The sequence below is a fragment of the Allobosea minatitlanensis genome, assembly GCF_964020775.1.
Genome location: NZ_OZ224509.1, coordinates 1,363,889 through 1,387,755, shown reverse-complemented (window position 1 = coordinate 1,387,755; position 23,867 = coordinate 1,363,889). Strand labels below are relative to the sequence as shown.

The 23,867-nt window shown below is 69.4% G+C and carries 25 protein-coding genes and 1 tRNA gene; 5 read left to right on the top strand and 21 right to left on the bottom strand.

Annotation, left to right across the window (positions count from 1 at the left end; genetic code table 11):
- Positions 1–93: 93 nt before the first annotated feature.
- Complete coding sequence (flhA, locus tag ACWH43_RS06810) at positions 94–2,226, bottom strand: flagellar biosynthesis protein FlhA (protein WP_448153425.1); 2,133 nt, start codon at positions 2,224–2,226, stop codon at positions 94–96.
- A gap of 311 nt (positions 2,227–2,537) precedes the next feature.
- Between flhA and ACWH43_RS06805 the strand changes: the two genes are divergently transcribed.
- Both ACWH43_RS06805 and ACWH43_RS06800 read left to right on the top strand, forming a co-directional pair.
- Positions 2,538–4,010: an MFS transporter gene (locus ACWH43_RS06805; RefSeq protein ID WP_158445399.1), complete on the top strand. Its 1,473-nt coding sequence runs from the start codon at positions 2,538–2,540 to the stop codon at positions 4,008–4,010.
- 196 nt (positions 4,011–4,206) lie between these two features.
- Positions 4,207–4,518, top strand: coding sequence for a hypothetical protein (locus tag ACWH43_RS06800; protein ID WP_158445400.1), 312 nt, complete (start codon positions 4,207–4,209; stop codon positions 4,516–4,518).
- Positions 4,519–4,533: 15 nt separating this feature from the next.
- On the opposite strand, the gene flbD is transcribed toward ACWH43_RS06800, so the two are convergent.
- The 8 genes from flbD to fliK form a co-directional block, all read right to left on the bottom strand.
- Positions 4,534–5,904: a sigma-54-dependent transcriptional regulator FlbD gene (gene flbD / locus ACWH43_RS06795; RefSeq protein ID WP_158445401.1), complete on the bottom strand. Its 1,371-nt coding sequence runs from the start codon at positions 5,902–5,904 to the stop codon at positions 4,534–4,536.
- A gap of 44 nt (positions 5,905–5,948) precedes the next feature.
- A complete protein-coding gene (fliN, locus tag ACWH43_RS06790; RefSeq protein WP_260347856.1) occupies positions 5,949–6,230 on the bottom strand; it encodes a flagellar motor switch protein FliN in 282 nt (93 codons plus the stop codon).
- Positions 6,231–6,310: 80 nt separating this feature from the next.
- Complete coding sequence (locus ACWH43_RS06785) at positions 6,311–6,904, bottom strand: FliH/SctL family protein (protein ID WP_158448273.1); 594 nt, start codon at positions 6,902–6,904, stop codon at positions 6,311–6,313.
- Between the two features lies 1 nt (position 6,905).
- Positions 6,906–7,985 (bottom strand): flagellar motor switch protein FliG, encoded by a 1,080-nt coding sequence (gene fliG, locus ACWH43_RS06780; protein WP_158446729.1) that lies wholly within the window; start codon positions 7,983–7,985, stop codon positions 6,906–6,908.
- Between the two features lie 14 nt (positions 7,986–7,999).
- Positions 8,000–9,697 carry a flagellar basal-body MS-ring/collar protein FliF gene (fliF, locus tag ACWH43_RS06775; RefSeq protein ID WP_158446728.1) on the bottom strand — a complete coding sequence of 566 codons (1,698 nt, stop codon included), beginning with the start codon at positions 9,695–9,697 and terminating at the stop codon, positions 8,000–8,002.
- A 200-nt stretch (positions 9,698–9,897) separates the two neighbouring features.
- Positions 9,898–10,173, bottom strand: a complete 276-nt coding sequence (gene sciP, locus ACWH43_RS06770) for a CtrA inhibitor SciP (RefSeq protein ID WP_038359348.1) — start codon at positions 10,171–10,173, stop codon at positions 9,898–9,900.
- A 107-nt stretch (positions 10,174–10,280) separates the two neighbouring features.
- Positions 10,281–10,949 (bottom strand): flagellar hook assembly protein FlgD, encoded by a 669-nt coding sequence (locus tag ACWH43_RS06765; protein ID WP_158446727.1) that lies wholly within the window; start codon positions 10,947–10,949, stop codon positions 10,281–10,283.
- Between the two features lie 15 nt (positions 10,950–10,964).
- Positions 10,965–12,410: a flagellar hook-length control protein FliK gene (gene fliK, locus ACWH43_RS06760; RefSeq protein ID WP_158448272.1), complete on the bottom strand. Its 1,446-nt coding sequence runs from the start codon at positions 12,408–12,410 to the stop codon at positions 10,965–10,967.
- Positions 12,411–12,633: 223 nt separating this feature from the next.
- On the opposite strand from fliK, the gene mnmA reads away from it, so the two are divergent.
- The 3 genes from mnmA (at position 12,634) to ACWH43_RS06745 (ending at position 14,703) form a co-directional block, all read left to right on the top strand.
- On the top strand, positions 12,634–13,818 hold the full coding sequence (gene mnmA / locus ACWH43_RS06755) for a tRNA 2-thiouridine(34) synthase MnmA (RefSeq protein ID WP_158444929.1): 1,185 nt from the start codon (positions 12,634–12,636) through the stop codon (positions 13,816–13,818).
- A 43-nt stretch (positions 13,819–13,861) separates the two neighbouring features.
- Positions 13,862–14,503, top strand: coding sequence for a class I SAM-dependent methyltransferase (locus ACWH43_RS06750; protein WP_260347686.1), 642 nt, complete (start codon positions 13,862–13,864; stop codon positions 14,501–14,503).
- Positions 14,504–14,626: 123 nt separating this feature from the next.
- Positions 14,627–14,703: transfer RNA gene (locus ACWH43_RS06745), tRNA-Met, on the top strand.
- Between the two features lie 250 nt (positions 14,704–14,953).
- Here ACWH43_RS06745 and ACWH43_RS06740 read toward each other — a convergent pair.
- The 12 genes from ACWH43_RS06740 to ACWH43_RS06685 all read right to left on the bottom strand — a co-directional run bounded on the left by ACWH43_RS06740 (position 14,954) and on the right by ACWH43_RS06685 (position 23,850).
- Complete coding sequence (locus tag ACWH43_RS06740; RefSeq protein ID WP_260347685.1) at positions 14,954–15,190, bottom strand: hypothetical protein; 237 nt, start codon at positions 15,188–15,190, stop codon at positions 14,954–14,956.
- Positions 15,191–15,199: 9 nt separating this feature from the next.
- Entirely contained in the window at positions 15,200–15,988 is a 789-nt protein-coding gene (locus ACWH43_RS06735; RefSeq protein ID WP_260347684.1) for a DNA adenine methylase, read from the bottom strand.
- Between the two features lie 136 nt (positions 15,989–16,124).
- On the bottom strand, positions 16,125–16,259 hold the full coding sequence (locus tag ACWH43_RS06730; protein WP_260347683.1) for a hypothetical protein: 135 nt from the start codon (positions 16,257–16,259) through the stop codon (positions 16,125–16,127).
- 2 nt (positions 16,260–16,261) lie between these two features.
- A complete protein-coding gene (locus tag ACWH43_RS06725; protein ID WP_260347682.1) occupies positions 16,262–16,771 on the bottom strand; it encodes a hypothetical protein in 510 nt (169 codons plus the stop codon).
- Positions 16,768–17,352 carry a hypothetical protein gene (locus tag ACWH43_RS06720; RefSeq protein ID WP_448153424.1) on the bottom strand — a complete coding sequence of 195 codons (585 nt, stop codon included), beginning with the start codon at positions 17,350–17,352 and terminating at the stop codon, positions 16,768–16,770. Before ACWH43_RS06720 ends, ACWH43_RS06725 begins: the two co-directional genes overlap by 4 nt.
- Before the next feature lie 2 nt (positions 17,353–17,354).
- Positions 17,355–18,404 (bottom strand): hypothetical protein, encoded by a 1,050-nt coding sequence (locus ACWH43_RS06715; protein WP_260347680.1) that lies wholly within the window; start codon positions 18,402–18,404, stop codon positions 17,355–17,357.
- A 3-nt stretch (positions 18,405–18,407) separates the two neighbouring features.
- Positions 18,408–18,626, bottom strand: coding sequence for a tail protein X (locus tag ACWH43_RS06710; RefSeq protein WP_260347679.1), 219 nt, complete (start codon positions 18,624–18,626; stop codon positions 18,408–18,410).
- Positions 18,626–19,051, bottom strand: a complete 426-nt coding sequence (locus ACWH43_RS06705; protein ID WP_260347678.1) for a phage tail protein — start codon at positions 19,049–19,051, stop codon at positions 18,626–18,628. The genes ACWH43_RS06710 and ACWH43_RS06705 overlap by 1 nt, the downstream gene beginning before the upstream one ends.
- Positions 19,051–21,492 (bottom strand): phage tail tape measure protein, encoded by a 2,442-nt coding sequence (locus ACWH43_RS06700; protein WP_260347677.1) that lies wholly within the window; start codon positions 21,490–21,492, stop codon positions 19,051–19,053. The genes ACWH43_RS06705 and ACWH43_RS06700 overlap by 1 nt, the downstream gene beginning before the upstream one ends.
- 142 nt (positions 21,493–21,634) lie before the next feature.
- Positions 21,635–22,075, bottom strand: coding sequence for a phage tail assembly protein (locus tag ACWH43_RS06695; RefSeq protein WP_260347676.1), 441 nt, complete (start codon positions 22,073–22,075; stop codon positions 21,635–21,637).
- Positions 22,075–22,620, bottom strand: coding sequence for a phage major tail tube protein (locus tag ACWH43_RS06690; protein ID WP_260347675.1), 546 nt, complete (start codon positions 22,618–22,620; stop codon positions 22,075–22,077). Before ACWH43_RS06690 ends, ACWH43_RS06695 begins: the two co-directional genes overlap by 1 nt.
- 21 nt (positions 22,621–22,641) lie before the next feature.
- Complete coding sequence (locus tag ACWH43_RS06685; RefSeq protein WP_260347674.1) at positions 22,642–23,850, bottom strand: phage tail protein; 1,209 nt, start codon at positions 23,848–23,850, stop codon at positions 22,642–22,644.
- Between the last annotated feature and the right edge of the window lie 17 nt (positions 23,851–23,867).

The following is a 23,867-nucleotide window of genomic DNA, read 5'->3' as shown; positions in this document are numbered from 1 at the left end:
CATCGTGCGCGCTTCGCCCGGAATGACGGTGGCGGTCCCGTACGGAACCGGAATGGCGGTTCCCGTGCCGCGTACGATGTTCGGTCCGACGCTCTAGACGCTACCGACCGTCTTCAGCCGCGCGCGCGGATGGATCTCGCCCTGCGACAAGACCGGGGTCTCGCGGCGGAAGCGCTCGATGATCTGGCGGGCGAAGGGCCGCGCCATGCCGGAGGTGACGAGCGCCGGCATCTCGCCGATCCGCGCCGCCTCCTCGAACTTGTCGCGGACATGGCGGACGAACTCCTGCAAGCGCGAGGGCTGCATGGCGAGATGGCGGTCCTCGCCATGGCCGATGATCGACTCGGCGAAGACGCTCTCCCAGGCCGAGGAGAGCGTGATGATCGGCAGCACGCCGTTGGGATCGGAGAACTGCGCGCAGATCTGCCGCGCCAGCCGGACGCGGACATGCTCGGCGATGTCGCGCGGGTTCTTGATCCCGCCCGAGACCTCGGCGATGCCCTCGATGATGGTGCCCAGGTCGCGGATCGAGATGCGCTCGGCCAGCAGCAATTGCAGCACGCGCTGGATGCCGGTGGTCGAGATCTGGTGCGGCACGATCTCCTTGACCAGGTCGGCATGGTCCTTCGGCAGCTCGCGCAGCAGCTTCTGCACCTCGGCATGCGAGAGAAGCTCCGGCATGTTCGACTTCAGCACCTCGGTCAGATGCGTCGAGATCACGGTCGCGGCGTCGACCACCGTGTAGCCGCGCAACTGCGCCTCGTCCTGCAGCGCCGCGTCGATCCAGGTGGCGGGCAGGCCGAAGGTCGGCTCCAGCACGTTGTGGCCGGGCAGGTTCACCGTGCCGCCCATCGGGTCCATCGCCATGTACTGGCCGGCATAGACGATGCCGTGCCCGGCATCGATCTCCTTGATCTTGATATAGTAGTGGTTCGCCTCGAGCTGGACGTTGTCGACGATGCGCACGGCCGGCATCACGAAGCCGAGCTCGGCCGCGAGCTGGCGCCTCAGCGCCCGGACCTGGTCGGTCAGCCGGTCCTGCCCGCCCGCCGCATTGACCAGCGGCAGCAGCGCATAGCCGATCTCGATCTTGAGCTCGTCCATCCTGAGCAGGTCGTTCAGGGTCTCCTCGCGGGGCGTGCCGTCGGCCGAAACCGCGCCGCCGCCGGCCTGCGCCGCGCCGGCCAGCGCCTCCTCGGCGGCGCGCGCCTTGGCGGCCCGCCCGAAGCGGTGGGCGAGGAAGCCGGCGCCGGCCGCCAGCAGCAGGAAGGGCAGCATCGGGATGCCGGGCAGGATCGCGATCAGCAGCATCACCGCCGCCGACATGCCGAGCGCCTTGGGATAGCCGGAGAGCTGCCGGCCGAGGGCCTTGTCGGCGGCGCCGCGCACGCCGGCCTTCGAGACCAGCAGGCCGGCGGCCGTCGAGACGATCAGCGCCGGGATCTGGCTGACCAGCCCGTCGCCCACCGTCAACTGGGTATAGTTGTGCGCCGCCTGGCCGAAGCTCAAGCCCTGCTGCGCGACGCCGATGACGATGCCGCCGAGCACGTTGATGAAGGTGATCAGCAGGCCGGCGATGGCGTCGCCGCGCACGAATTTCGAGGCGCCGTCCATCGAGCCGAAGAAGGAGGATTCGTCCTCCAGCGCCTTGCGGCGGAGCTTGGCGGTCTCCTGGTCGATCAGCCCGGCGGAGAGATCGGCGTCGATCGCCATCTGCTTGCCGGGCATGGCGTCGAGGGTGAAGCGCGCCGCGACCTCGGCGATGCGGCCCGAGCCCTTGGTGATGACGACGAAGTTGACGATGATCAGGATGGTGAAGACGATCACCCCGATCACGAAATTGCCGCTCATCACGAAGCCGGCAAAGGCCTCGATGACATGCCCCGCCGCCGAGGTGCCCTCATGGCCATGGGCGAGGATGAGGCGCGTCGAGGCGAGGTTCAGCGCCAGCCGGAACATGGTGACGATCAGCAGCACCGTCGGGAAGGCGGAGAATTCCAGCGGCTCCTCGATGAACAGCGCCGTCATCAGCACCAGCACCGAGAGGATGATCGACAGCGCCAGCAGCAGGTCGAGCAGGACTGCGGGCATCGGGAAGATGAGCACCACCAGGATGCCCATGACGCCGATCGCCAGGAACAGGTCCGGCCGCTTGAACAGCTTGCCCAGCGCATCGCGGTCGGGAAGGTTGAAACCGCCTCCCTGGCCTGCCGTCACATTGGTCATCGACCGCCCCGCCCTCTCGCCGGCCCGCATCCGCGCACGGACGCCGCGCGCCCCGGAACGGGACGCCACCCGGCAATTCTTGCCGGGCATATGGTGAACGAAACGTTAAGCCGGGCGTTTCACCGCCGGCTCGGGTCCGCGATCTTGCACCGCGTCATGACAGGACGCGATGCATCGCCATACTGGGGAATCCTCACGCGCCGCCTGGCGTGTCCACCCATCCGTTCCGCCGCCCTCCGCGCAGGCGCGGCCGCGCGGTCGTTGTTTCAACGCATTTTCTTCTCGCGAACCGGTACCCGCTTCGCTCGAAAATGCTCCAGACAGGAGGAGGGCCCGTGACGGATTCGGCCCCCATGGAGGCCGGCGGCCTCGTCGTCTCCACCGACGTGCCCGCGCGCCTCGACCGCCTGCCCTGGTCGCGCTTCCATGTGCTCGTGGTGGCCGCGCTCGGCATCACCTGGATCCTCGACGGGCTGGAGGTGACGCTGGCGGGCGCGGTCTCCGGCGCGCTGAAGGAGAGCCCCGTGCTGCGGCTCAGCAATGCCGATGTCGGCCTGGCCGGCGCCGCCTATATCGCCGGGGCCGTGCTCGGCGCCGTCTTCTTCGGCTGGCTGACCGACCGCCTCGGCCGCAAGAAGCTCTTCACCGTCACCGTGCTGGTCTATCTCGCGGCGACGGCGGCCACCGCCTTCTCCTGGAATCTCTGGAGCTTCCTGGTCTTCCGCTTCCTGACGGGCATGGGGATCGGCGGCGAATACACCGCGATCAACTCGACGATCCAGGAACTGATCCCGGCCCGGATGCGCGGCTGGACCGACCTCGTCATCAACGGCTCCTTCTGGATCGGGGCGGCGCTCGGCGCCATCGGCGCCATCGTCCTGCTCGACCCCGCCCATATCGACCCCGAGCATGGCTGGCGCCTCGCCTTCTTCATCGGAGCCGTGCTGGGCCTCGTCATCCTGTTCCTGCGGCAATGGATTCCGGAAAGCCCGCGCTGGCTCATCAGCCACGGCCACCCCGAGCGCGCCGCCGCAATCGTGATGGACATCGAGCGCCGCGCCGGCTTCACCCCGCCGCCGGGCGAAATCCACGCCCTCACCAGATTGCGGCCGCGCCCCGCCACCCCGCTCGGCGAGGTCTTCCGCGCCCTGTTCGTGGTGCATCGCGACCGGGCGCTGGTCGGGCTCGCGCTGATGGTCTCGCAGGCCTTCTTCTACAACGCGATCTTCTTCACCTACGCGCTGATCCTGACCGACTTCTACGACGTGCCCTCGCAGGCGATCGGCTGGTTCATCCTGCCCTTCGCCGCCGGCAATTTCCTCGGACCCCTGCTGCTCGGCCGGCTGTTCGACAGCCTGGGCCGGCGCGTCATGATCGCCGCGACCTACGCCCTCTCCGGCCTGCTGCTGACCGGAACCGGCTATCTGTTCTGGCGGGACTGGCTCACCGCCTCGCAGCTCACCTTGTGCTGGAGCGTCGTCTTCTTCTTCGCCTCGGCGGCGGCGAGCTCGGCCTATCTCACCGTCTCCGAGACCTTCCCGGTCGAGATGCGGGCGCTCGCCATCGCCGTGTTCTACGCCATCGGCACCGGGGCGGGCGGCATCGCCGGCCCCTGGCTCTTCGGCATCCTGATCGACACCGGCTCGCGCGGCAGCGTCTTCGGCGGCTATCTGCTCGGCGCCGCGCTGATGCTGGCGGCGGCCCTGATCGCCGCCCGTTTCGCCGTCCGGGCGGAGCGCAAGCCGCTGGAGAGCGTCGCCCGGCCGCTCAACGCCGTGGATTGAAGCGCGACCGCTCTTTGATTGTGCATCGGCTCTTCCCGAAAACCGCGTTCCGCTTTTCGGGGCGGATGCTCTCCCCATTCACGGCGAAAAGCCGCGCATTGGAACAAGGGGTCATCTAAATGTATTACTCCTTGTCTGCATTCTGCTCCTATTGAATGCAACGGTGCGATGTGACGAAGACAATCTGGAGGCCGTCGTGGACAGACGCTCATTCCTGATGACATTGGTCGGTGGCTTCGCCGCCGCCGGCCTTGGCGGGATCGCCGCCGCCGAAGCCGCCCAGCTGGCTCGGCCCGTGCGGCCGGAAGGCGCGCCGCCCAAGGACGCGGAAGCCGTTCCGACCGAGACCAAGGAGGCACTGGATAAAACCGACGCCGAATTCAGCCAATACTATTACTATCGGCGGCCGCGCTATCGCTATTACCGGCCCTATTACCGCCCGCGCTACTACTACCGGCCGCGCTATTATTACCGCCCGCGCTACTACTACCGCCGGCGCTATTGGTAACCGGCCCTATCGGGGTCAGGCCGCGCTGATGCGCGCCTGACCCGGCTCCGCCACGGCGATGCCGGCGGCGGTGTACTCGCTGAGCTTGTTGCGCAGCGTGCGGATCGAGATGCCCAGGATCTTGGCGGCATGGGTCCGGTTGCCGAGGCAATGATCCAGCGTGTCGAGGATCAATTCGCGCTCGACATCGGCGACGGTGTGGCCGACCAGCGAGCGCGTCATCGCCTCCGCCGTCTGCGCCGCCCGCCCCGCCGCGTCCCGCGAGCCGGCCGCGGCGGGCGCCAGCGCCTCCCCCTCCGGCGTCAGCACGGCGGCCGCCGCAATCTCCGGCCCGCTGGCGAGCAGCACGGCCCGGTGCATCGTGTTCTCGAGCTCGCGCACATTGCCGCGCCAGGCGTTGCCGAGCAGCAGCTTGCGCGCATCCGCCGCGATCGGCCGCTGCGGCAACCCGTTCAGCTCAGCGTATTTCCGGGCGAAATGCTCCGCCAGCGCCAGGATGTCGCCCGGCCGCTCGCGCAGCGCCGGCAGGCGCAGATGCACGACGTTCAGCCGGTAGAGCAGGTCCTCGCGGAAGGAGCCCTCCCGCACCGCGTCGGCGAGGTTGCGGTTCGAGGTCGCGACGATGCGGATATCGACCTTGACCGGCTGGGTCCCGCCGACCCGGTCGATCATGCGCTCCTGAAGGGCGCGCAGCAGCTTCGCCTGGAGGCGGACATCCATCTCGGAGATCTCGTCGAGCAGCAGCGTGCCGCCATGGGCCTCCTCGAACTTGCCGATGCGCCGGGCGATGGCGCCGGTGAAGGCGCCCTTCTCATGGCCGAACAGTTCGGATTCGAGCAGGTTGTCGGGGATGGCGGCGCAGTTCACCGCGACGAAGGGCTTGTCCTTGCGCCCCGATTTCTGATGGAGATGGCGCGCGATCACCTCCTTGCCGGTGCCGCTCTCGCCGGTGACGAGGACGGGCGCCTCGGAGCGGGCGATCTGCGTCGCGAGCTGGACGACCCGCTCCATCGCCGGGTCGCGCCAGATCAGGCTCGACTGGTCGGCCGCAACCGCCTCCAGCACCGCCGCGATCAATTCCGGGTCGGGCGGCAGCGGCACATATTCCCTGGCCCCGGCCTGGATCGCGGCGACCGCGGCGCGGGTATCCGTCGAGGTGCCGCAGGCGACCACCGGCGTGCGGATGCGCTCGGCCTCCAGCGCCGCGACATAGGCGGCGATCGGCTGCGCGACGTCGATCATCAGCAGGTCGGCGCCCTTGGCGCGCAGCACCGCCAGAGTCTGCTCGAGCCCCTCCGTATGGGTGACGGCGGCGCCATGCGCCATCGCGATCCTGGCTGCGGCGATGATCTGTCCCTTGAGACCGCCGGCGATGATGAGGCGCATGGCTCAGGTCCTTTTGCTTGTCGGGCTTGAAGGCGGCCGGCGTCTCACCGGTCGGCCTTGATGATTTCGGTCATGGTCACGCCGAGCCGGTCCTCGACGACGACAACCTCGCCGCGGGCGACCAGCCGCTCGTTGACGAAGATGTCGATCGCCTCGCCGACGCGCCGGTCGAGCTCCAGCACCGTGCCGGGCACGATCTGGAGCAGGTCGCCGACCGCGACCCTGGAGGAGCCGAGCACGGCCGAGACCGTCACCGGCACGTCGAAGACCTGTTCCAGATCCTCCGCCGTCTTGACCGGGACCGGACCCGAGCGCGCCACCGACATGTCGTTCTGGTCGAACGACAGATCGGTCTGGCTCAGCGGCGGCAGGTTGAGATCGTTCTCCTGGCTCATGATTCAGACCTTCATTGCCCGGGGCCGCTGCCGCCGGGGAAAACGCTGGCGACCGCCTGCTCGATCAGCGCCGAGAGCCGCTCGCCATCCATCACGAAGCCGCCATCGGCCCATTCGATCCGCCCGTCGCCGGGGCGGATGTCGGGCTCGCCCAGCACCATCAGCCGGCCGGTGAAGCCCTGCTCCCGCACCAGCCGCTGCACCAGCTCCTCGGCCGCCTCGACCGACGCCTCGTTGACGCGCACGACCAGATGCGGCGCCTGGCGGGCATGGCCGATGCAGTCGCGCACCGCCTGCGCCAGCGCCGCCATCGGCTTCTCGGCGAGCGCCGCGCCGGCAAGCGCCCGCGCCGCGGCGAGCGCGACCTCGGCCGCCTGCGCCTCGATCGCGGCCATGCGCGCGGCCTCCAGCGCGAAGAGCCGTTCGGCCGAGCGGGCGAGCTGGCCGGCGAGCCCGTTGAACTGGGCCTCGGCCTCGCGCCGCCCCTGCTCCTGGCCGGCCTGGAAGCCCTCGGCGCGCGCGGCCTTGAGATCCGCCTCGCTGGCGGCCTTGCGGCTGCCCTCGCGGAAATCCGTGCCGAACATGAATTTCGTCGCGCCCGCCATCTCAGTACACCAGCTCGTCTTCGGAATTGCCCTTGGAGAGCACGATCTCGCCCTTGTCGGCGAGGTCCTTGGTCATCTGGACCAGCTTGGTCTGGGCCTCGTCGACCTCCTTGAGGCGCAAGGGGCCGAGCCCTTCCATGTCGTCCTGCATGTTCTTGGCGGCGCGCTGGGACATCGCGCCGAAGAAGAACTCGCGCATCGGCTGGCTCGCCCCCTTGAGCGCGCGCGCCAGCACATCCTTGTCGACCTGCCGCATCAGCGTCTGCAGCCCGGCCGGGTCGAGCTTGGCGAGGTCCTCGAAGGTGAACATCAGGGCGCGGATGCGTTCGGCCGCCTCCTGGTTGGAAGCGTCGAGCGCCGAGAGGAAGCGGATCTCGGTCTGGCGGTCGAAGCCGTTGAAGATCTCGGCCATCATCTCGTGCGGATCGCGCCGGCGCGTCTGGGTCAGGGTCGAGACGAATTCGGTGCGCAGCGTGTTCTCGATATGGTCGAGCGCTTCCTTCTGCACCGATTCCAGCCGCAGCATCCGGCCGACCACCTCGATCGAGAGATCGTTGGGCAGGTTGCGCAGCACATTGGCGGCATGGTCCGGCCGGATCTTGGAGAGGATCACGGCGATGGTCTGCGGGTATTCGTTCTTGAGGAAGTTCGCGAGCACGGAGGCGTCGATATTGCCGAGCTTCTGCCACATGTTGCGGCCGGCCGGCCCGCGGATCTCCTCCATGATCAGCGCCACCTGGTCGCTGGGCAGGATCTTCTCGAGCAGCGAGATGGTGCGGTCGAAGGAGCCGGTGACGGCGCCGGCGCTGGAGAGCTTGCCGACGAAGTCCAGCATCAGCCGCTCGACCTCGTCGGCATCGACCGTGCCGAGCTCGGCCATGGCGCGGGTGATGATGCGGATCTCGTCGTCGTCGAACTCCTGCCAGATCGTCCGGCCATGCTCCTCGCCGAGCACCAGCAGGATGACCGCCGCGCGCTGCGGCCCGGTCATCTGCTCGATGCTGGTGTTGCCGAAGCCGCCGCCCTCGACCCCTGTCGGAAGGCCGGTGCTGCGCGTCGCGATGGAGCGGGTCTCTGCCATGGTTCAGCGGCCCGTCACGCCGGTGCCTTCTCATGGATCCAGCTCCGCAGCACCGCGACCGAGTCGGCCGGGTTCTGGGCGACCAGCGCGCCGATCTTCTCGACCGACTGCGCCTTGAGCTGGCCCTTGACCTGGGCGATGGCGAGCATGCGCTCGGACGGCATCTCGACCTCGGCGGGGACGACCTCGCCGTTCGGGCCGACGGTCGCGACCGCGCGGCCGGGCGCCGCCGGATCGCCGGTGGTTTCGCCGTCCGGGCCGACCAGCGCGCCGTTGCGCATGAAGCTCGGGATCGGCCGCGTGGCGACGCCGTTGTCGGAGGCCAGCACCTGCTTCAGCAGCGGCCGCACCACCGTCATCAGCACCATCAGCGTCAGCAGGGAGATGACGCCGAGTTCGGCGAAACGCACCAGATCCTCGCGGCTGAAGGACATGAGCTGCTGCATCAGCGTCGGCTCGGTCAGGTCGCCCGGCGGCTGCGGCGCCTCGGCGAAGCGCAGATTGACGACCTCGACCTTGTCGCCGCGGTTCTGGTCGAAGCCGACCGCGGTGCGCACCAGCTCGCCGATCCGGTCCAGCTCCTCGTTGCCGCGCGGCTGATAGGTCATCTCGCCGTTCTGGCCGCGGCTGTAGTTGCCGTCGACGAGCACGGCGACGGAGAGCTTCCTGATCCGCCCGCCCTCCTGCAATTCGGTGCGGGTCGTCTTGGAGATCTCGTAGTTCACCACCTCCTCGTTCTTGGAGGAGGTGTCGCGCTGGTTCTGCTGCGCCCCTTGCGTCTGCTGGGCGCCGGGAAGCTCGTTGCCGACGGTGACGGTGCCGTTGCCCGGATCCGCCGTGGCCGAGGCCTCGGTGCGGTTCTGGCTGGAGCGCACGACGCGGCTCTCCGGGTCGAAGCTCTCCGAGCGGCTCTCGATCCGGTTGGCGTCGAGCGTGGCCGAGACCTGCACGCGCGCCCGGCCATAGCCGACCACGCCGGCGACGATGTCCTCGACCTGCGCCTTGATGCGCTTCTCGATCGCGGTCTGGCGCTCGTCGAGGCCGAGCCCGAGCAGGCTCTGCTCGTCGCGGGCGCCGTCGGCGAGCAGGCGGCCGCGCTCGTCGACGATCGAGACGCGCTCGGGCTTCAGCCCGTCGACGGCGGAGGCGACGAGATGGCGGACCGCCCGGACCTGGGCGGCGTCGAGATCGCCGGCGAGCTTCAGCGCGATCGAGGCGCGCGGCGCCTCGCGGTCGCGCTCGAACAGGCGCCGCTCCGGGATGACCAGGTGCACGCGCGCCGCCTGCACCCGGCTGATCGAGCGGATGGTGCGCGAGAGCTCGCCCTCCAGCGCGCGCAGATGGTTGATGTTCTGGACGAAGCTGGTCGAGGAGAAGGCGTCGCCCTTGTCGAAGATCTCGTAGCCGACGCCGCCGCCGGCCGGGATGCCCTTGCCGGCGAGGTCGAGGCGCAGGCGCGGCACGTCGTCCTTCGGCACCAGCACGGTCTGCCCGTCGCCGCGCAATTCGTATCTGATGCCGCGCGCGTCGAGATCCTTGAGGATCGCGCTGACGTCCTGGCTCGACAGATCGGCGAACAGCACGCTCATCGCCGGCTGCGACATCCGGAACATGACGAAGCCGAAGAAGCCGACGAGCGTCAGGGTCACGGCCAGCATCGCCGCCAGCCGCGCCGCGCCGAATTTGGCAAACTGCTCGAAAAGCCCGTTCACGCCGCCATCCGTTCCACAAGACCGCGGGCGACGCCTGATTTGCGCCGCCCACTAGGCAAGTTTTTCCCGGTGCATGGTTAGCGGCTGGTTAATTTTTGCCCGTCGCCGCGTTAATCGCTGCGGCTGTGGCGGCGGCGCACGCGAAAAGGCGCCGGTCCGAGGGGGACCGACGCCTTCCGAAAACCGAAGGATGCCGCCGTCTACTGACGGTAATGCTGGATGCGGGTGGTCCGCAGGCCCGCGAGCCCATGCTGGTCGATCGACATCTGCCAGCTCAGGAATTCGTCCACCGTCAGGGTATAGCGCTGGCAGGCCTCCTCGAGGCTGAGCAGGCCGCCGCGCACCGCCGCGACGACCTCCGCCTTGCGCCGGATGACCCAGCGCCTTGTATTCATCGGCGGAAGGTCCGCGATCGTCAGCGGACTTCCGTCCGGCCCGATCACGTACTTTACCCGCGGTCGCAATGGCTCGGTCATGGTACTCTCACACAACTCAACAGAGCTACTGGGGGTGAGCCTAGCCTTCCGGTTTTAAGATTTGCCTAAAACGATCGCGCGGATGCGTCCCTCCGATTCGCGGCGGGCTATGCGCCGCGCACCACGCTCTTCACCTTGTCGATCGGCACGCTGATGCCGCCGATCTTCAGGACCGGGATCGAGCCGGTGAAGTCGACGCCGTCGACGAGGCCGCTGATCTGCGTCTTGGCGGTGATCGTCTCGCCGGCCACGCTGCGCCCGTCGATGGCGATGGTGTATTCGCCCTCCGGCGCCGTCGTGCCGATCGAGGTCGAGCCGTCCCAGCTCAGGGTCTGGTCGCCGGCGGTGAGGCTGCGCGTCATCGTCTGCACGACGCTGCCCTTCGAATCCGTGATGGTGATGGTCGCCGTGCCGGCGGCGGAGGCGTTGACCTTCCAGGAGGCGGAACCGTTCACCAGCGGCGTCGTCGCGCCATCGGCCGAGATCGTCGAGCCGATGAAGCCGACGGCGTTCGTCGCCGTGCCGGCCGCGCTGAGGCTGAGCAGGGAGCTCAGCGTGTCGTTGGTCTTGAGCTGCTGCTCGACCCCGGCGAACTGGACGAGCTGCTCGGTGAACTGATTGGTGTCGAGCGGATCGAGCGGCGACTGGTTCTTGAGCTGCGTCGTCAGCAGCAGCAGGAACTGGTCGAAATTCCCGGCGATCGTGCTGGTGCTGCTCGACGAACTGCTCGTGCTGCTCGTGCTGCCGGAGGATCCATTCACGCCTGAAACGGCCATGCTGCTCGCCCTCGCTCAGATGCTGAGATCGACGCCGCCGAGCCGCACGAGGCGGCGCTGCGACGCGGAATTGATCGGAAGAACGGTGTCGTCCTCCGCCTCGGCCGCGGCCGGCGCCTGCGGATGCCGCGGCGCCTCCTCGTGCTGGCGCTGCTGCCGGAAGGCGGACTGGTCGGACGGGTCGCGCAGGCTGATCTCGACGCCGCCGTCGGAGGGCTTCAGCCCCGCCTGCTCGAAGGCGCGCTCCAGCGTGCGCGCGTCGCGCTGCAGCAGATGCAGGGTCTCGACCCGGTCGACCACGAGGCGGGCGCTGACCTCGCCCTTGTCGGAAATGGACAGGTTGACGTCGACCCGCCCGAGCTCCTCGGGGTCGAGCCGGATGTCGAACTGCTTCGCCCCCGCCAAGGCGCGCAGGCCGATCTCGACCGGCAGCACATGCAGCGGCGTCGGCGGCAGCGCCGCCTGGCCAGGGCCCGGCGCGGCGGCCTGGGCCGCCCCCGCCGCCGGCTGATCGAGCGGCGCCGAAAGCCGGGCCGGCTCCGCGCCGCCCGCAGCCTGCTGCACCAGCGTCGCGAGATCGATCGGGGCGAGCGCCTGCTGCACCGCCTCCGCCGTCCGCGTTTCGGCAGCCGCCGAAGAGGCCGCCGGCGCGACTCCCCCCTGCGCGGCCTCGCCCTTCGGCGACGCGGCGGCCGGATCGGCTTCCGCCTTGCCGACCCTGTGGCCCTGCCCGGCGGCGGGGAGCTCCCCGCCCGAGGTCCCGAAGGCGGCCGCCTCCCCCGAGCGGGGCTCGCCCTGCCCGCCTCCATCCGCCCGCAGGGCGAACGCCGTTCCCGGCGGCAACGGCGCCTTTCCGGCCGCCGCGGCCGAAGCCGCACCGCCTGTCGCGACGAAATCCTCCGCCGCCTGTTCGCCCTCGGCCGGAACCGGCATCGGCAGGGCCGGCGTCAGCACCGCCGCGATCGCCTGCGGGACCGGGGTGGATATCGCAGCGAGCGATGCCGCCTCGCCTTCCGCCGCCGGCGCTGCATCCTTCGCTGCGTCCTTGGCTTCGGCCGTGCCGGCCGCCTCGCCGCCGCGCCGCTTGCGCCCGGCCTCGTCCTGCGCGTCCGCCGCGCCTTCCGGCTGCATCGCCTGAGCCTGCGCCGCAGCGAGAAGCTCCGCCAGCGCGTCGATCACGGAGCCCGGCTGGGCGGCGGTCGCCGGCGCGGCCTTTCCTCCCACAGCCACCTGCCCGGCGGGCTGCGCAAGGGGTTGCGCCCTTGCGGCCGCCTGCGTCCGCGCGACGGCGGGCGGCCTGCCGGACCCGGACGCCCCCTGATCCGCCTCCTGCGCGGCCGTCCGGCCCTCCGGCAGGGCGAAGCCTTCGCCTTCCCCCGCCGCGCGCGCCTCCGCGGAGCGCCGCCATGGCGGCGTCGCTCCCTTGGCGGATGAGGTGTTGAACAGGGTTTCGGCAGGCATGGACGGTTCCGCGGCGCGGGCAAAAGGCACCCGCCTGCGGCCAGCAAGTTGCGCGCCAGCGGCCGGCACCTATATTTCAAAGGCTTAGCCTCGGCGGCCCGGCCGTTCCGCCGGCAGAAACCGCCTGCGGGCGGCAGCTTTTGCCGATCGCGCTGGTCGCAGCCGGGCAAAGCCGATATAGAACCTCCACCGGCGCGAGACGCCCATCCGAACCCCGATCCCGATGACGACGCCCCTCAACTCCCTCGATATCGCCAAGCCGCCCGCGGCCACGCGCGTCGTCGCGGCGATGTCGGGCGGCGTCGACTCCTCCGTCGTCGCGGCGCTGCTCAAGCGCGAGGGCTACGACGTCATCGGCGTCACGCTGCAGCTCTACGACCATGGCGCCGCCATCCACCGGGCCGGCGCCTGCTGCGCCGGGCAGGACATCCACGACGCCCGCCGCGTCGCCGAGACCATCGGCATCCCGCATTACGTGCTCGACTACGAAAGCCGCTTCCGCGACGCGGTGATCGAGCGCTTCGCCGAGAGCTATCTCGCCGGCGAGACACCGATCCCCTGCGTCGAGTGCAACCGCACCGTCAAGTTCCGCGACCTGCTCGACCTGGCCAAGGAACTCGGCGCCGACGCGCTGGCGACCGGGCACTATGTCGTCAGCCGCGCGCTCGGCAACGGCCATCGCGGCCTGTTCCGCGCCGCCGACCTGAATCGCGACCAGAGCTATTTCCTCTACGCCACGACGCAGGAGCAGCTCGACCTGCTGCGCTTCCCGCTCGGCCATATCGACAAGGCGCAGACCCGCGCGCTCGCGGCCGAGCTCGGCCTCGCCATCGCCGACAAGCCCGACAGCCAGGACATCTGCTTCGTGCCCAATGGCCGCTATGCCGACGTGATCGAGCGGCTCAAGCCAGGCGCCGCCCGCCCCGGCGAGATCGTCCATCTCGACGGGCGCGTGCTCGGCCATCATGACGGGGTGCTGCATTACACGGTCGGCCAGCGCAAGGGTCTCGGCATCAGCGCGGCCGAGCCGCTCTACGTGCTCAGGCTCGATGCCGATGCCGCCCGGGTCATCGTCGGCCCGCGCGAGGCGCTGAGCGTGCGCGAGATCCGGCTGCGCGACCTCAACTGGCTCGGCGCCGCGCCGCTCGACGCCCTTCCGCCGGAAGGGCGCGACGTCGCCGTGCGCGTCCGCTCGACGCGGGCGCCGCGCGAGGCGCGGCTCTTCCGCGACGAGGAGGGCCTGCGCATCGAGCTCGCCGTCGACGAGGAGGGCGTCTCGCCCGGCCAGGCCTGCGTCATCTACGCCGATGCCGGGCCGGGCGCGCAGGTGCTCGGCGGCGGCACCATCCTGCGCCGGCCGCTCTCCCTGCCGGCCTCCCCCTCCCCGGCGGCGCTGGCCCTGTCCTGACGCCCCGGCCACCTCCCTTCCCTTTGCCTGTGCGGATCCGCCGATGCCGGTGACAGACCACCTCGAGACCCAGAAGCGCGCCTATGCCACCTGGGCCAGGTTCTACGACAAGGTCTATCAGCGCATGCTGTCCCGGCCGCAGCGCGAGGCGGTGGCGGCGGCCTGCGCCTGCGGGCCCGACATCCTCGAGATCGGGGTCGGCACCGGCCTGACCCTGCCCTATTTCACCTCGGGCTCCCGCGTCGTCGGCGCCGATCTCTCGCTCGACATGCTGAAGGTCGCCAACCGCAAGGTCGCCGCCGGCGGCCTCGGCCATGTCCGCGGCCTGACCGTGATGGATGCCTGCCGGCTCGGCTTCACGGCGGAGCGCTTCGACGCGGTGACGGCGCAGTTCGTCATCACCCTCGTGCCCGATCCCGAGCAGGCCCTGGCCGAGATGGACCGGGTGCTGAAGCCGGGCGGCGAGATCATCATCTCCAGCCGGCTGGTCGACGACGGCGGCCCGCTCGCCCCCTTCTGGGCGGCGGTGGCGCCGCTGGCCCGGGCGATCGGCTGGAGCAGCGACTTCAAGGTCAGCCGCCTGACCGGCTGGGCCGCCCGGACCGGCCGCTACGACACGGTCCATGTCGGGCGCGGCTATTTCAAGGTGGTGCGGCTGCGCAAGCGGGCCTCGCTCCCGGCCTGAGGCGGCCCGCGCGGGACCATGCGAACCGCGCGGGAAATCTCACGGCAAGGCTTGACGCGGGCCGGTGCGCGCCCCTATATCGCGCCCCTGTGACGGGTCGCCGACGGCGCGCCCGGAACATGTGGCGGGGTAGCTCAGCTGGTTAGAGCAGCGGAATCATAATCCGCGTGTCGGGGGTTCAAGTCCCTCTCCCGCTACCATCCTTCCCCCAACCCGAAGCGGGCGGGCGGAACGGCCTAGGATCACCTCCAGCGACCCTCGCCTCCCGCAGCCCGTTCCTTCGGCGCGCCTTGCCGGCGAATCCGCGCCTGCCGACGACATGCTTCCCGATCTCCGCGGCACCGGCCTGTCATATCCGGGGCCGCCGCGGGCGCCGATTGTAGCGCGAAGTTTCAAATGGCAACGAGCGAAGGATCAAATGGCAACAGATTGGTTTTCGTGACGGCAGGCTTATCGGCCGCCCGCCGCCCGCTTTAGTGCCTCTGCCAGGTCGTTGGCCTCCCGAGGAGTGAGCGCGACGACCAGCCTGTCCAGGAGACGCAAGTGAACCGCCTCGTCGGCGCGGGCTGTTTCGACGCTGATGAGCCACCGGCCGATTGTTCCGAAGGGCTCTTCGATCTCGATGCGGGTGCCATCTCCCTGATGAAGCACTTGATGTTGCCGCCCGGCACCGATCCTGTTGTCCATCGTGTTGTCTCACCCGCTGATCACAACTTCCCGCACCCGCTTCGTCCGGCCGCCACCGCTGGCCTGATAGCTAAGCTCGACCGTCTCGATCGAGGCCCAGGCGAACAGCTCGCGCACCTCGGGCACGTCGTTCAGCGATAGGATGAAACGGCCTTGAAGGCGCTGTAAAGCATCGCTCAACAGCACGAACTCCTCTCGGCCGAACAGCTCCCGCCCGTAGAAGTGCTCGGTGCCCCAATATGGCGGGTCCAGATAGAACAATGTGCCCGGCCGGTCCCAGCGGACGATGAAGTCCTGCCAGGTCAGGCATTCGATCCAGACGCCGGCGAGGCGATCATGCACCGCCTCGAGGAGCGGCTGAAGTCGAGTGATGTCGAAGCGCGCCGGCGCCTTCGTGTCGATGCCGAAGGACCGGCTGGCGACCTTGCCGCCGAAGGAGAGCTTCTGCAGATAGAGGAAGCGGGCGGCCCGCTCGAGATCGGTAAGGGTGTCCGGATTCTGCGCGTTCAGCCGCTCGAATTCTGCGCGGCTGGACAGTTGCCAGCGCAGCATGTCGAGGAAGGCCTGATAGTGGCGCTGGAGGACGCGGAAGAACGTGGCCACGTCGCGCGAGGCATCGTTGATGACCTCGGCCTGCGGTTTTGACGGCCGTCGCAGGAAGACGCCGCCCATGCCGACGAAGGCCTCTGCATAGGTGGTGTGCTCGATCTGGCCGATCCGCTCGACGAGCCTGCGGGCGAGCTGCTTCTTGCCGCCGATATAGCCGGCGACGGGCGAGATAGGGCGAACTTCGTTCACGAGATCTTAGAGCCTGATGGCGCCCGCTGCGGTGCGGCCTCACGGCCGTCGTGGCGGGCGATGTGATGTCAGTCTCGTCGGGCGGCTTCAATCTTGCCGGAGAGGGCCGCCGGAGCCGAAAGGCTCCCCCGTCACGTCACCTGCCGGGCCGCTGCAGCTCGTGCCTGAGGCCGGCCGCGACGCCGAAACCGTCCATGCCGTCATTGCCGTCGCGGCGTCCGGAGCAACCGCAGAGCGTCAGCGCGACGAGCAGGCAGGCGAAAACACGCATGGTCAGGCTCCGATGATGAGGAGGCCCCACAGGCCTCCGATGGCGAACTCGGCGCGGAGCCAGTCATAGGCTCCGATCGGCCGGAACAGGACGTGGTAGGCGAAGGTGGCCACCGCGGCGAAGGACGGCGCCGCGATCCAGAATTCAGGCCGGCCGGAGAGCCAGGCGACGGCGATCGCAGCTGGAAGCGCGAAGAGCATCCGGGCGAAGATCGGCAGGATCGAGCCGGGCAGCCGCAGCAGGGCCCGCTCGACGGCATCGGGCGGCCGATCCGGGCGGAATCCGCCGACGCGCATCAGGATGTGCCCCCAGCCCCACACCGCCCAGAACACGTAGCCGCCGGCGAAAGCCAGCGCGACCGGCCAGGGCTGCGCCAGCAGGGCGACGGTGCCGATCGCCGGGGCGACGTAGAACAACGCTCGGCCCGGCAGCCAGGCCGGCTTCCAGCGATCGTCGCCGCGCAGCCGGTTCAGGAGCGCGCAGGCCAGGATGATGGCGAGAGCGGCGATCACGCCGTCGCTCCCGAGACGCCCCACACGGCGGTGTCGCCGGCGTTGGAGAGCACGGTGAACACAGCCTCGGCATGTTGCTCGGCGATGCCGACATGGGCCGCTTTCGAGGCCGGCAGCGCGAGCGTCGCGCCGGCCGCCAGCGCCCAGGTCACGGCGCCTGTGCCGCCGCGCCGAACCGTCACGCTCTCGCCCGGTGCCCAGTCGGCCGGCAGCGTCACCGCCACAGCCGCGTCGTCGGCGACGATGGCCAGAGCGCCCTTGTCGGCCGCCGCCAGCGTGACATTGGCCGCATAGGCGTTGATCGTCCGCGGCTGCTGCTGGACGAAGGTGGCGAGCTCGGCCGCGGTCGGGCGCGTCGCCAGGCCGCCACGCTTCAGCTCGACCTGGTCGCTGGCGAGAACCGGGGCGGGCTCCGGCGGCGGTGCGCTGCCGTCCTCGCCCGTCGCCAGGATCGTGCCCTGCGCCAGCTCGTATTCCGCCTGCTCGGCCGTGAGCTCGATCGAAGTCTGGCCGGGCAGCAGCTTGATGCCGGCGATGTACGGGCCGGCCTTGGCCGTGATGTCGTAGATCTGCGTCGCCATGCTCAATCGTCCTTCTTGCCGGAGGAGCCATCCTCCTTGGATTTGACCTCGACCTTCGTGGTCCAGCCGCGCTCGTCCCAGACTTGCTCGACGGCGTCGGACCGCCAGGTGCCGCGGATGCCTGTCCTGAAGCTCTCGCCGGCGATGACATCGGCCTCGGCCTGAGCGTCGAAACGGCCGCGCGCGAGCTGGAAATGCCCTTCGCCGGTGTTGCGGGTCAGCCGCTGCGCCTCGGCCTGGGCGGCCTTCTCGGCCAGCTCCTTCGTCGGATACGGCGATTTCATCGTGAAATCGGGTCCCTTCAGGCCGGTCTCGGCCTCGACCTTCAACCGCTTGCCGGTCTTCTGGTCGATGTAGCCGGCCTTGACCTTGCCGTACTCGGGCCGGCCATTGGGCTCGATCGACCAGGACGTGCAGTCGCTCTTCTCGATCCTGATCGGTGCGAGGCTCTGGCCGCCGGTCGATTTCGCCTTGCCGCGCTTCGCGACGACCAGCTTGTCGCCCATCGGCTTGACCACGCCGCCATGCTCGTCGGCGAGCGTGGTCAGGAAGTCGATCTCCGATGTGTCGACCCGCGCGCGGTACGGGATCTTGATCTTGGCGAGATCGGGATCGACTCGCGCCGTCATGCCGTTGCGCTTGGCATAGGTCTCGACGATCTCGCCGAAGGTCGTGTCCTCATGGCTCTCGCGATCGACGCCCTTCAGCTTGCGCTTCAGGTCGGCCGCGCTCGCCTGGATAACGACGAACTCGCCCTGGTCGGCATCACCCTTCAGCTCGATCGACTGCATCTCATAAGTGCCGATCAGCCCCTGCTCCGCGTCCCGCCAGCCGCCATAGACGACGATCGTCGCCTTGTCCGGCGGCAGCTCGATCGCGTTTTCGGCATCGTCGAGCGTGAAGGTGATGCGGTCCGAGGTCTGGCCCGCCTCGTCCCGGGCCACGGCCGAGACCAGCCGCGAATAGAAGCCGCCGGAGACCTCGTTGCCGTTGACCGTGATGTGGATGAAGGGGCGGTAGCCCTGCTGCGTGGCGTCGCTGACGAAAGCCATGGCTCAGCTCCACAGCTTCACGGTTTCGCGGATCCGCGCGGTGGCGGCCGGCGGCTCCGGCAACACAACGACGGTGCCGACCGAGAGGATGGTGCCGGCCGAGGCCAGGCCGGGGTTGAGCGCGAGCGTCTGCTCGACGAGCCGCTGGTCCTGCCGGCCGAGCGCACGCCAGACCAGGAGGTCCAGCGTCATCGCGTCCTGGACCACCTTGACGCTCGCCATCAGAACAGCCCTCCGAAGGGGCCGCCATCGCCGCCGAACGGCGCCAGCTTCACGTCGAACTCGACCTTGCGGCCGATTCCGGTGGTGTGGAGGTAGCTATGCTCGGCCCCAACCTCGAGGATGACGACGGTGCCGAAGACGCTGGCGGCGCCGCCGCCGGCGGCCCAGCCGATCAGCTCGACCGGCTCGCCGGCACTCTGCGTCGCCTTCAGCGCCAGATACTCGGCATGGCCGCCGAATTCCTGGTCGTAATAGACGCCCTCTATATCGAAGGTGTCCTCGTCCCGGCCGGTGAGCTGGCGGGCGGGTCCGACGCCGAAGCGCTTGGTCGCCGGCCAGTTCATCTTGGTGCGCTCGCTGAGCTTCTGCAGCGAGAGCGGCAGGATCTCGAAGACATGCGGGCCGATGGCAAGGACCGCGGACATCACTCGACCCCGTCATGCAGCGCGCCGTTGATGCGCCCTCTGGCCGCGCCGCCGGCGGCGCCCGCCACGGCCTTGACCTGGGCGGCGACGCCCTGTGCCGCGGCGACGGCGCGCGCACCACCGATGCGGATGCCGGATTCCAGCGTCGCCATCATCGCTGCGCCGGCGCCGGAGAGATCGGCACCGCCGAAGGCGCCGGTGATGCCGTCCTTCACGCCGCCTGCCGCAGCTTGCGCGGCCGCGCCGCCGGACTGGATGCCCGCGGTGAGCCTCTCCATCATCGTCATCCCGGCCGGGCCGAGATCGATGTCCAGGTCGTTGCGCACCGACTGGGCCCAGCCATTGACGCTGGTGCCGAAGGAGAGGATGCCGGGGCCGGCTCCGCTCGGCCGTGCGGTGGCCGGGATGCCTCCGACGCCGAGGCCGAAGGTGCCGGCGGCCATGGCGCCCGGGGCGATCCGATTGCGCCAGGCCGCCTCCGCCGCCGCCCTGCGCCGCAGGAAGGGTTGCTTGTCGGTTGCGAAGCCTGCCCGGTCGGCCGGATTCGACGAAAGCGTGGCGAGCGAATCCAGTGCGCGCAGGCGCGACTCCAGCTGGATGATGCGCTCCTGCAGGGCGAGCGCCTCGCCGCGATCGGCCTGGCCGCGCTCCTCCTGGTCAGCCGGGCGGCGTGGATCGACGGCGGCCGGCGCCCGGCTCGGATCGAGGCTGCGGATCTCGGCCAGGATCGCTTCGAGGCGCCGGAGCGAATAGGCCAGCTGTTCGGATGTCGCGCCGGCGCGGCGCCGCGTCTCGATCGAGCCGCTGATCTGCTCGCGCTCGCGCTCGAGCTCACCGAGCCGCATGTTGTTGGTGATGCCGAGATTGGCCCTGTCCGTGCGCTTGGCCTCGGCTCGGGACTGGATGCGATTGCGATAGGCTGCATCGGTCGCCATGCGCTCGCGCTCTTCCGGCGTCAGCGCCTCGCCGGCCGCGACACGGCCGGCCGTGTTGTCTTCGGCCGTCCGATCGGCCCGCGCCTGCGCCTGATCGGCGGCGCGCTTCTCCAGCAGGTCCATGCCTGCAATGATCCTTTCGACGCCCTCGTTGATGGCCGGCAGCGCCCAACGACCGAGCTTGTCGCCGACCTCGCTGGTCAGGGCGCTCAGGCGCTTGAGATGCTTGTCGGTCGTCGAAAGCTCGATATTGAGGCTGTTCTGGGCCGACCCGTCCCAGTTCTTCCGATCCCTGACGATGGCGAGGTTCTTGCGGATCTCGGGCAGGGCCTGGCCGGCCCGCGCGACCTCGTCCCACCATTCACGCCCAAAGATCTTGATCGCGACGCTGGCCTTGTCCGCGCTCTTCTCGAGACGCTCCAGCACGTCGATCATCGTGCCGGTGGCATTGGTCTTCATGCCCTTCTCGACGCCCTTCGGCGTCAGTCCGAGATCCTTGAGCCCATCGGCAACCTTCTTGCCCTGGCCACTCGCGGTGCGCAGCCGCGACGAGAACGCCGCGAAGCCTCGCGAGGCGACTTCCGGCGCGATCGCCACGTTGTTCATGGCCGTGAGAAATGCCAGCGAGGCGTCGAAATCGACGCCGGCCGCCTTCGCCGCGGCGCCGGCGCGCTGGAACATGTCGACGACGTCCATCTCCTTGGCGGAGCCGGCGTCGGCCAGTGCGTTGACCTTGTCGACGAACTCACCGAGCTCCTTGTTGCCCCAGCCCGTCGCTGCTTTGATCTTGGCCAGAGCATTCGACGTCTGGTCGGCCGTCGCATCCCAGGCGGTGGCTGCGGCGATGGCCGTGCGGATGAACTCCGGCATGTCGGCACGCGAAACGCCGGCGGCGCCGGCCTCCGCGACCATGGCGGCGACCTCTTCGCGGGTGCGGCCATAAGCGATCGCCCATTTCGAGACGGCCCGTTCCATCTTGGCGAGCGCGGCGGGATCATCCATCCCGTCGACCTTCTTGCGGACATCCGCCATCGCCTTCTCGAAGGAAATCGAGTTGCCGACGGTGCCGCGGACCACGGCGCTGCCGGCCCGGTAGCCGCCATAGGCGCCGGCCAGCGGCAGCAAGGCGCCGCGGCCGGCGGCCAGCAACGCCGCTCCGCGCCCGCCAGCTGCCGCGCCGAGATCCGCCGCGCCCGATCTCACCATCTCGCGGCGGAGGCGGGCGGCGCTGGCGGCGGCCTTGTCGAGATCGCGCGAAAGCCGGGCTGGGCCGCGCTCGCGGCTGACCTGGCGTGCCGCCTGGCCGACGCCGCGCAGTTCCTTCGATGCGCTGCGCGCGGCGGGCGGGACCTTCCTCAGCCCGGCGGCGAGGCCGTCGCCGGCACGCTCTCTCCTGAGGTCGCGGGCCGCATCCTTCACCTGCTTGATGTCGCGCGCCGCCGTCTTGGCGCCCGGCGAGAGCCGGTTCACCAGGTCGAGCAGCAGGCGGACGCGCATATCGGCCATTACGACAAGCCTGCGATGGCGCAGGCCTCCTCATGCCAGAAGATGATCTCGTCGACGCCCCAGCCGAGGACGGTCGGAAGCGGCGTTGAAAAGGCCTTTGAAACCTCGCCCGCGAGTCGCGGGATCCGCGCGAGCCCCCGCCTCAGATCTGCGCTTGGACGTCCGCCAGGAATTGCTCCTCGAGCGCGACGAGGCTGGCCGGCAATAAAGGGCGGCAGGCCGCCGCGAAGGCCTCCCCATCGTCGGCCGAGAACGCTTCGATCACGTCCGGATGCAGTCCGGCCATCCGCGCACGGGCCAAAACGTTGAGGCTGGTATCGGCCGCTCCGCCGAGCACGAGCTCGCCGACATCGGCGCCGGTCAACCGGCGGATCGTCACCTCCTCGAGGCGCTCGCCGTCGACGATGAGCGGATGCTTCAGCGTCAGGCTGGTCGACCAGGCGCGCGGATCGGCCGGCTCGATACGCGGCCGCGCCGAGACGCCCGGCGCCGCGGCCACGGCCGCCGCGTGCCGCGCCGGATCGTCGGGCGAGCCGGGCGGCGGGACGATCGGCTTCAGGTCGGGATCGGGCGGGAACGGCATCAGCCGGCGAGCCCGAGCATGTTGGCGATCTGGACCTGCTGGCCTTCCTTGTCCATCCAGCCGCCGAGCTCGATGTTGAAGCGGGCGATCTCCTCGTTGCCGATGGTCAGCTGGTATTTGGAGACCGACTTGATGGTGTAGTCCGTGCCGGTGAGCGAGGTGCCGTTGTGCTCCTCGATCTCGGCTCCGATGCGGCCGTGGATCGTGGCGGTGACCTGCAGCAGGCGCTCGTTCGCGCTGGCGGCATATTCGTTGACCAGGACCCCGAAGCCGGTGAATTTCCTGCGCACGCCGAAGGGCGTCGAGAACAGCTTCAGCACCTCGGGCTGAAGGCCCTTGAGCTTGAGCGAGGCCTCGCAAGCCTCGCGGTTCAGAGCGATCTCGATGGCGCCGTTGGAGGCGGCCGGCACGAAGGTCTCGAAGCTCTCGGCCATGGCCGGCAGCTTCGAGCTCTCGGTGGCGAGATGCAGGTTCAGGGGCTGGCCGGCGGCATCCTCGGCGTACCAGTTCATGCCGCGGATCGGCAGGAAGGCGATCTTGCTCATCGTTCAGCGCTCCGTGGCCGGTCAGACGTCCACGCGATCGAGCGACTGCAGGATGCCGTCGGCCAGGGTCGCGTAGTAGGTGAGGTTGCGGCGGGCGCCGAACTGCAGATCCTGCAGCGGCGCCGGCGGCTCGCGATCGTATTCGAGGCGCAGCACGCCCGAGGCCAGCGACTCGTTGCTGTTGAGATCGCGCTGGAACCAGGCGCGGCCGCCGAGGATGGCCCCCTTGGCGGTGAGCTCGTCGAGGAAGCTCTGCAGCGACTGGATGATCGCGGTGCCGAGCGGCACGGACAGGTTCTTGTCCATCGCCCAGTCGAAGCCCTTGATCACGGCATCGTCGACCATGTCCTGGACGCGCACGACGTTGACGAATCGATCGAGCGGATCGAGCGCGCAGGTCTCGTTGCCCCACAGGATGAAGCCGTTCTTGATCGTCGCGATGCGGCGCTGGTTGAGCCAGTTCGCCTCGCTGTCCGGCTCGCCGGCATAGTAGGAGATCGGGCGGGACGGGCCGACGATGCCGCCGATCGTCTGGTTGGACGGGCTCTCATGCGGGCCGCCCACCTCCTTGTCGCGCTTGACGAAGAGGCCTGCGGCGCGGCCGGAGATGGGCTGGGTGACGATGGAGGCGCCGGACAGCACCTTGGCCGAGGGATGGAGGAGATAGGCGCGCAGATCGTTGGGGAAGTCCTCGCGATAGGTCTCCGCGGCCTCCTTCGACGAATCCGGCGTGTTCAGCAGCTTGATCGCCTTCAGGCGCGTGCAGATGCCTTCGAGCTCGGCCGCGACCGGATTCTTCCCGTTGCTGATGCGCTGGCTGTCATAGCCCGGCACGATGATCAGCTTCGCCGGCTTTGAAGCCTGCTTGAAGGCGTGGACGCCGGAATAGTCGGCGCCCGAGCCGACGATGTTGGCGATGGTGTTCTCGATCTGGGTCTGGCCGGTGCCGGCACCCAGCGCGACGCGCACCACCTGAAGCTCGGCGACGACGCCCTGGTCGTCGATCGCGTCGAGAACGGCATCGACATTGCCGCCGGTGCCGAGCGCGGCGCGCGCGTCGGCATCGTTGGTGAAGATCGTGGTGACGACGTCTTCCGGGAAGACATCCGGATCGGCATTCGGCGCGACCACGGCGGCGCCGACCGTCGAGTAGTCGTCAACCGAGATCGGGCGCGTGGTCTCGCCTTCCTTGAAGACGCGGGTGCCGTGGAAATAGTCGGTCGTGGGCATCGTGCGCTCCGGATCCC

Coding starts and splice junctions, on each gene's coding strand:
- flhA (WP_448153425.1), bottom strand. CDS start 2,226: ATGACCAATGTGACGGCAGGCCAGGGAGGCGGTTTCAACCTTCCCGAC.
- ACWH43_RS06805 (WP_158445399.1), top strand. CDS start 2,538: ATGCTCCAGACAGGAGGAGGGCCCGTGACGGATTCGGCCCCCATGGAG.
- flbD (WP_158445401.1), bottom strand. CDS start 5,904: ATGCGCCTCATCATCGCCGGCGGTCTCAAGGGACAGATCATCGCCGCA.
- fliN (WP_260347856.1), bottom strand. CDS start 6,230: ATGTCGGTGGCGCGCTCGGGTCCGGTCCCGGTCAAGACGGCGGAGGAT.
- ACWH43_RS06785 (WP_158448273.1), bottom strand. CDS start 6,904: ATGGCGGGCGCGACGAAATTCATGTTCGGCACGGATTTCCGCGAGGGC.
- fliG (WP_158446729.1), bottom strand. CDS start 7,985: ATGGCAGAGACCCGCTCCATCGCGACGCGCAGCACCGGCCTTCCGACA.
- sciP (WP_038359348.1), bottom strand. CDS start 10,173: ATGACCGAGCCATTGCGACCGCGGGTAAAGTACGTGATCGGGCCGGAC.
- ACWH43_RS06765 (WP_158446727.1), bottom strand. CDS start 10,949: ATGGCCGTTTCAGGCGTGAATGGATCCTCCGGCAGCACGAGCAGCACG.
- fliK (WP_158448272.1), bottom strand. CDS start 12,410: ATGCCTGCCGAAACCCTGTTCAACACCTCATCCGCCAAGGGAGCGACG.
- mnmA (WP_158444929.1), top strand. CDS start 12,634: ATGACGACGCCCCTCAACTCCCTCGATATCGCCAAGCCGCCCGCGGCC.
- ACWH43_RS06750 (WP_260347686.1), top strand. CDS start 13,862: ATGCCGGTGACAGACCACCTCGAGACCCAGAAGCGCGCCTATGCCACC.
- ACWH43_RS06740 (WP_260347685.1), bottom strand. CDS start 15,190: ATGGACAACAGGATCGGTGCCGGGCGGCAACATCAAGTGCTTCATCAG.
- ACWH43_RS06730 (WP_260347683.1), bottom strand. CDS start 16,259: ATGCGTGTTTTCGCCTGCCTGCTCGTCGCGCTGACGCTCTGCGGTTGC.
- ACWH43_RS06720 (WP_448153424.1), bottom strand. CDS start 17,352: ATGGCGACGCAGATCTACGACATCACGGCCAAGGCCGGCCCGTACATC.
- ACWH43_RS06715 (WP_260347680.1), bottom strand. CDS start 18,404: ATGGCTTTCGTCAGCGACGCCACGCAGCAGGGCTACCGCCCCTTCATC.
- ACWH43_RS06710 (WP_260347679.1), bottom strand. CDS start 18,626: ATGGCGAGCGTCAAGGTGGTCCAGGACGCGATGACGCTGGACCTCCTG.
- ACWH43_RS06705 (WP_260347678.1), bottom strand. CDS start 19,051: ATGTCCGCGGTCCTTGCCATCGGCCCGCATGTCTTCGAGATCCTGCCG.
- ACWH43_RS06700 (WP_260347677.1), bottom strand. CDS start 21,492: ATGGCCGATATGCGCGTCCGCCTGCTGCTCGACCTGGTGAACCGGCTC.
- ACWH43_RS06695 (WP_260347676.1), bottom strand. CDS start 22,075: ATGCCGTTCCCGCCCGATCCCGACCTGAAGCCGATCGTCCCGCCGCCC.
- ACWH43_RS06690 (WP_260347675.1), bottom strand. CDS start 22,620: ATGAGCAAGATCGCCTTCCTGCCGATCCGCGGCATGAACTGGTACGCC.
- ACWH43_RS06685 (WP_260347674.1), bottom strand. CDS start 23,850: ATGCCCACGACCGACTATTTCCACGGCACCCGCGTCTTCAAGGAAGGC.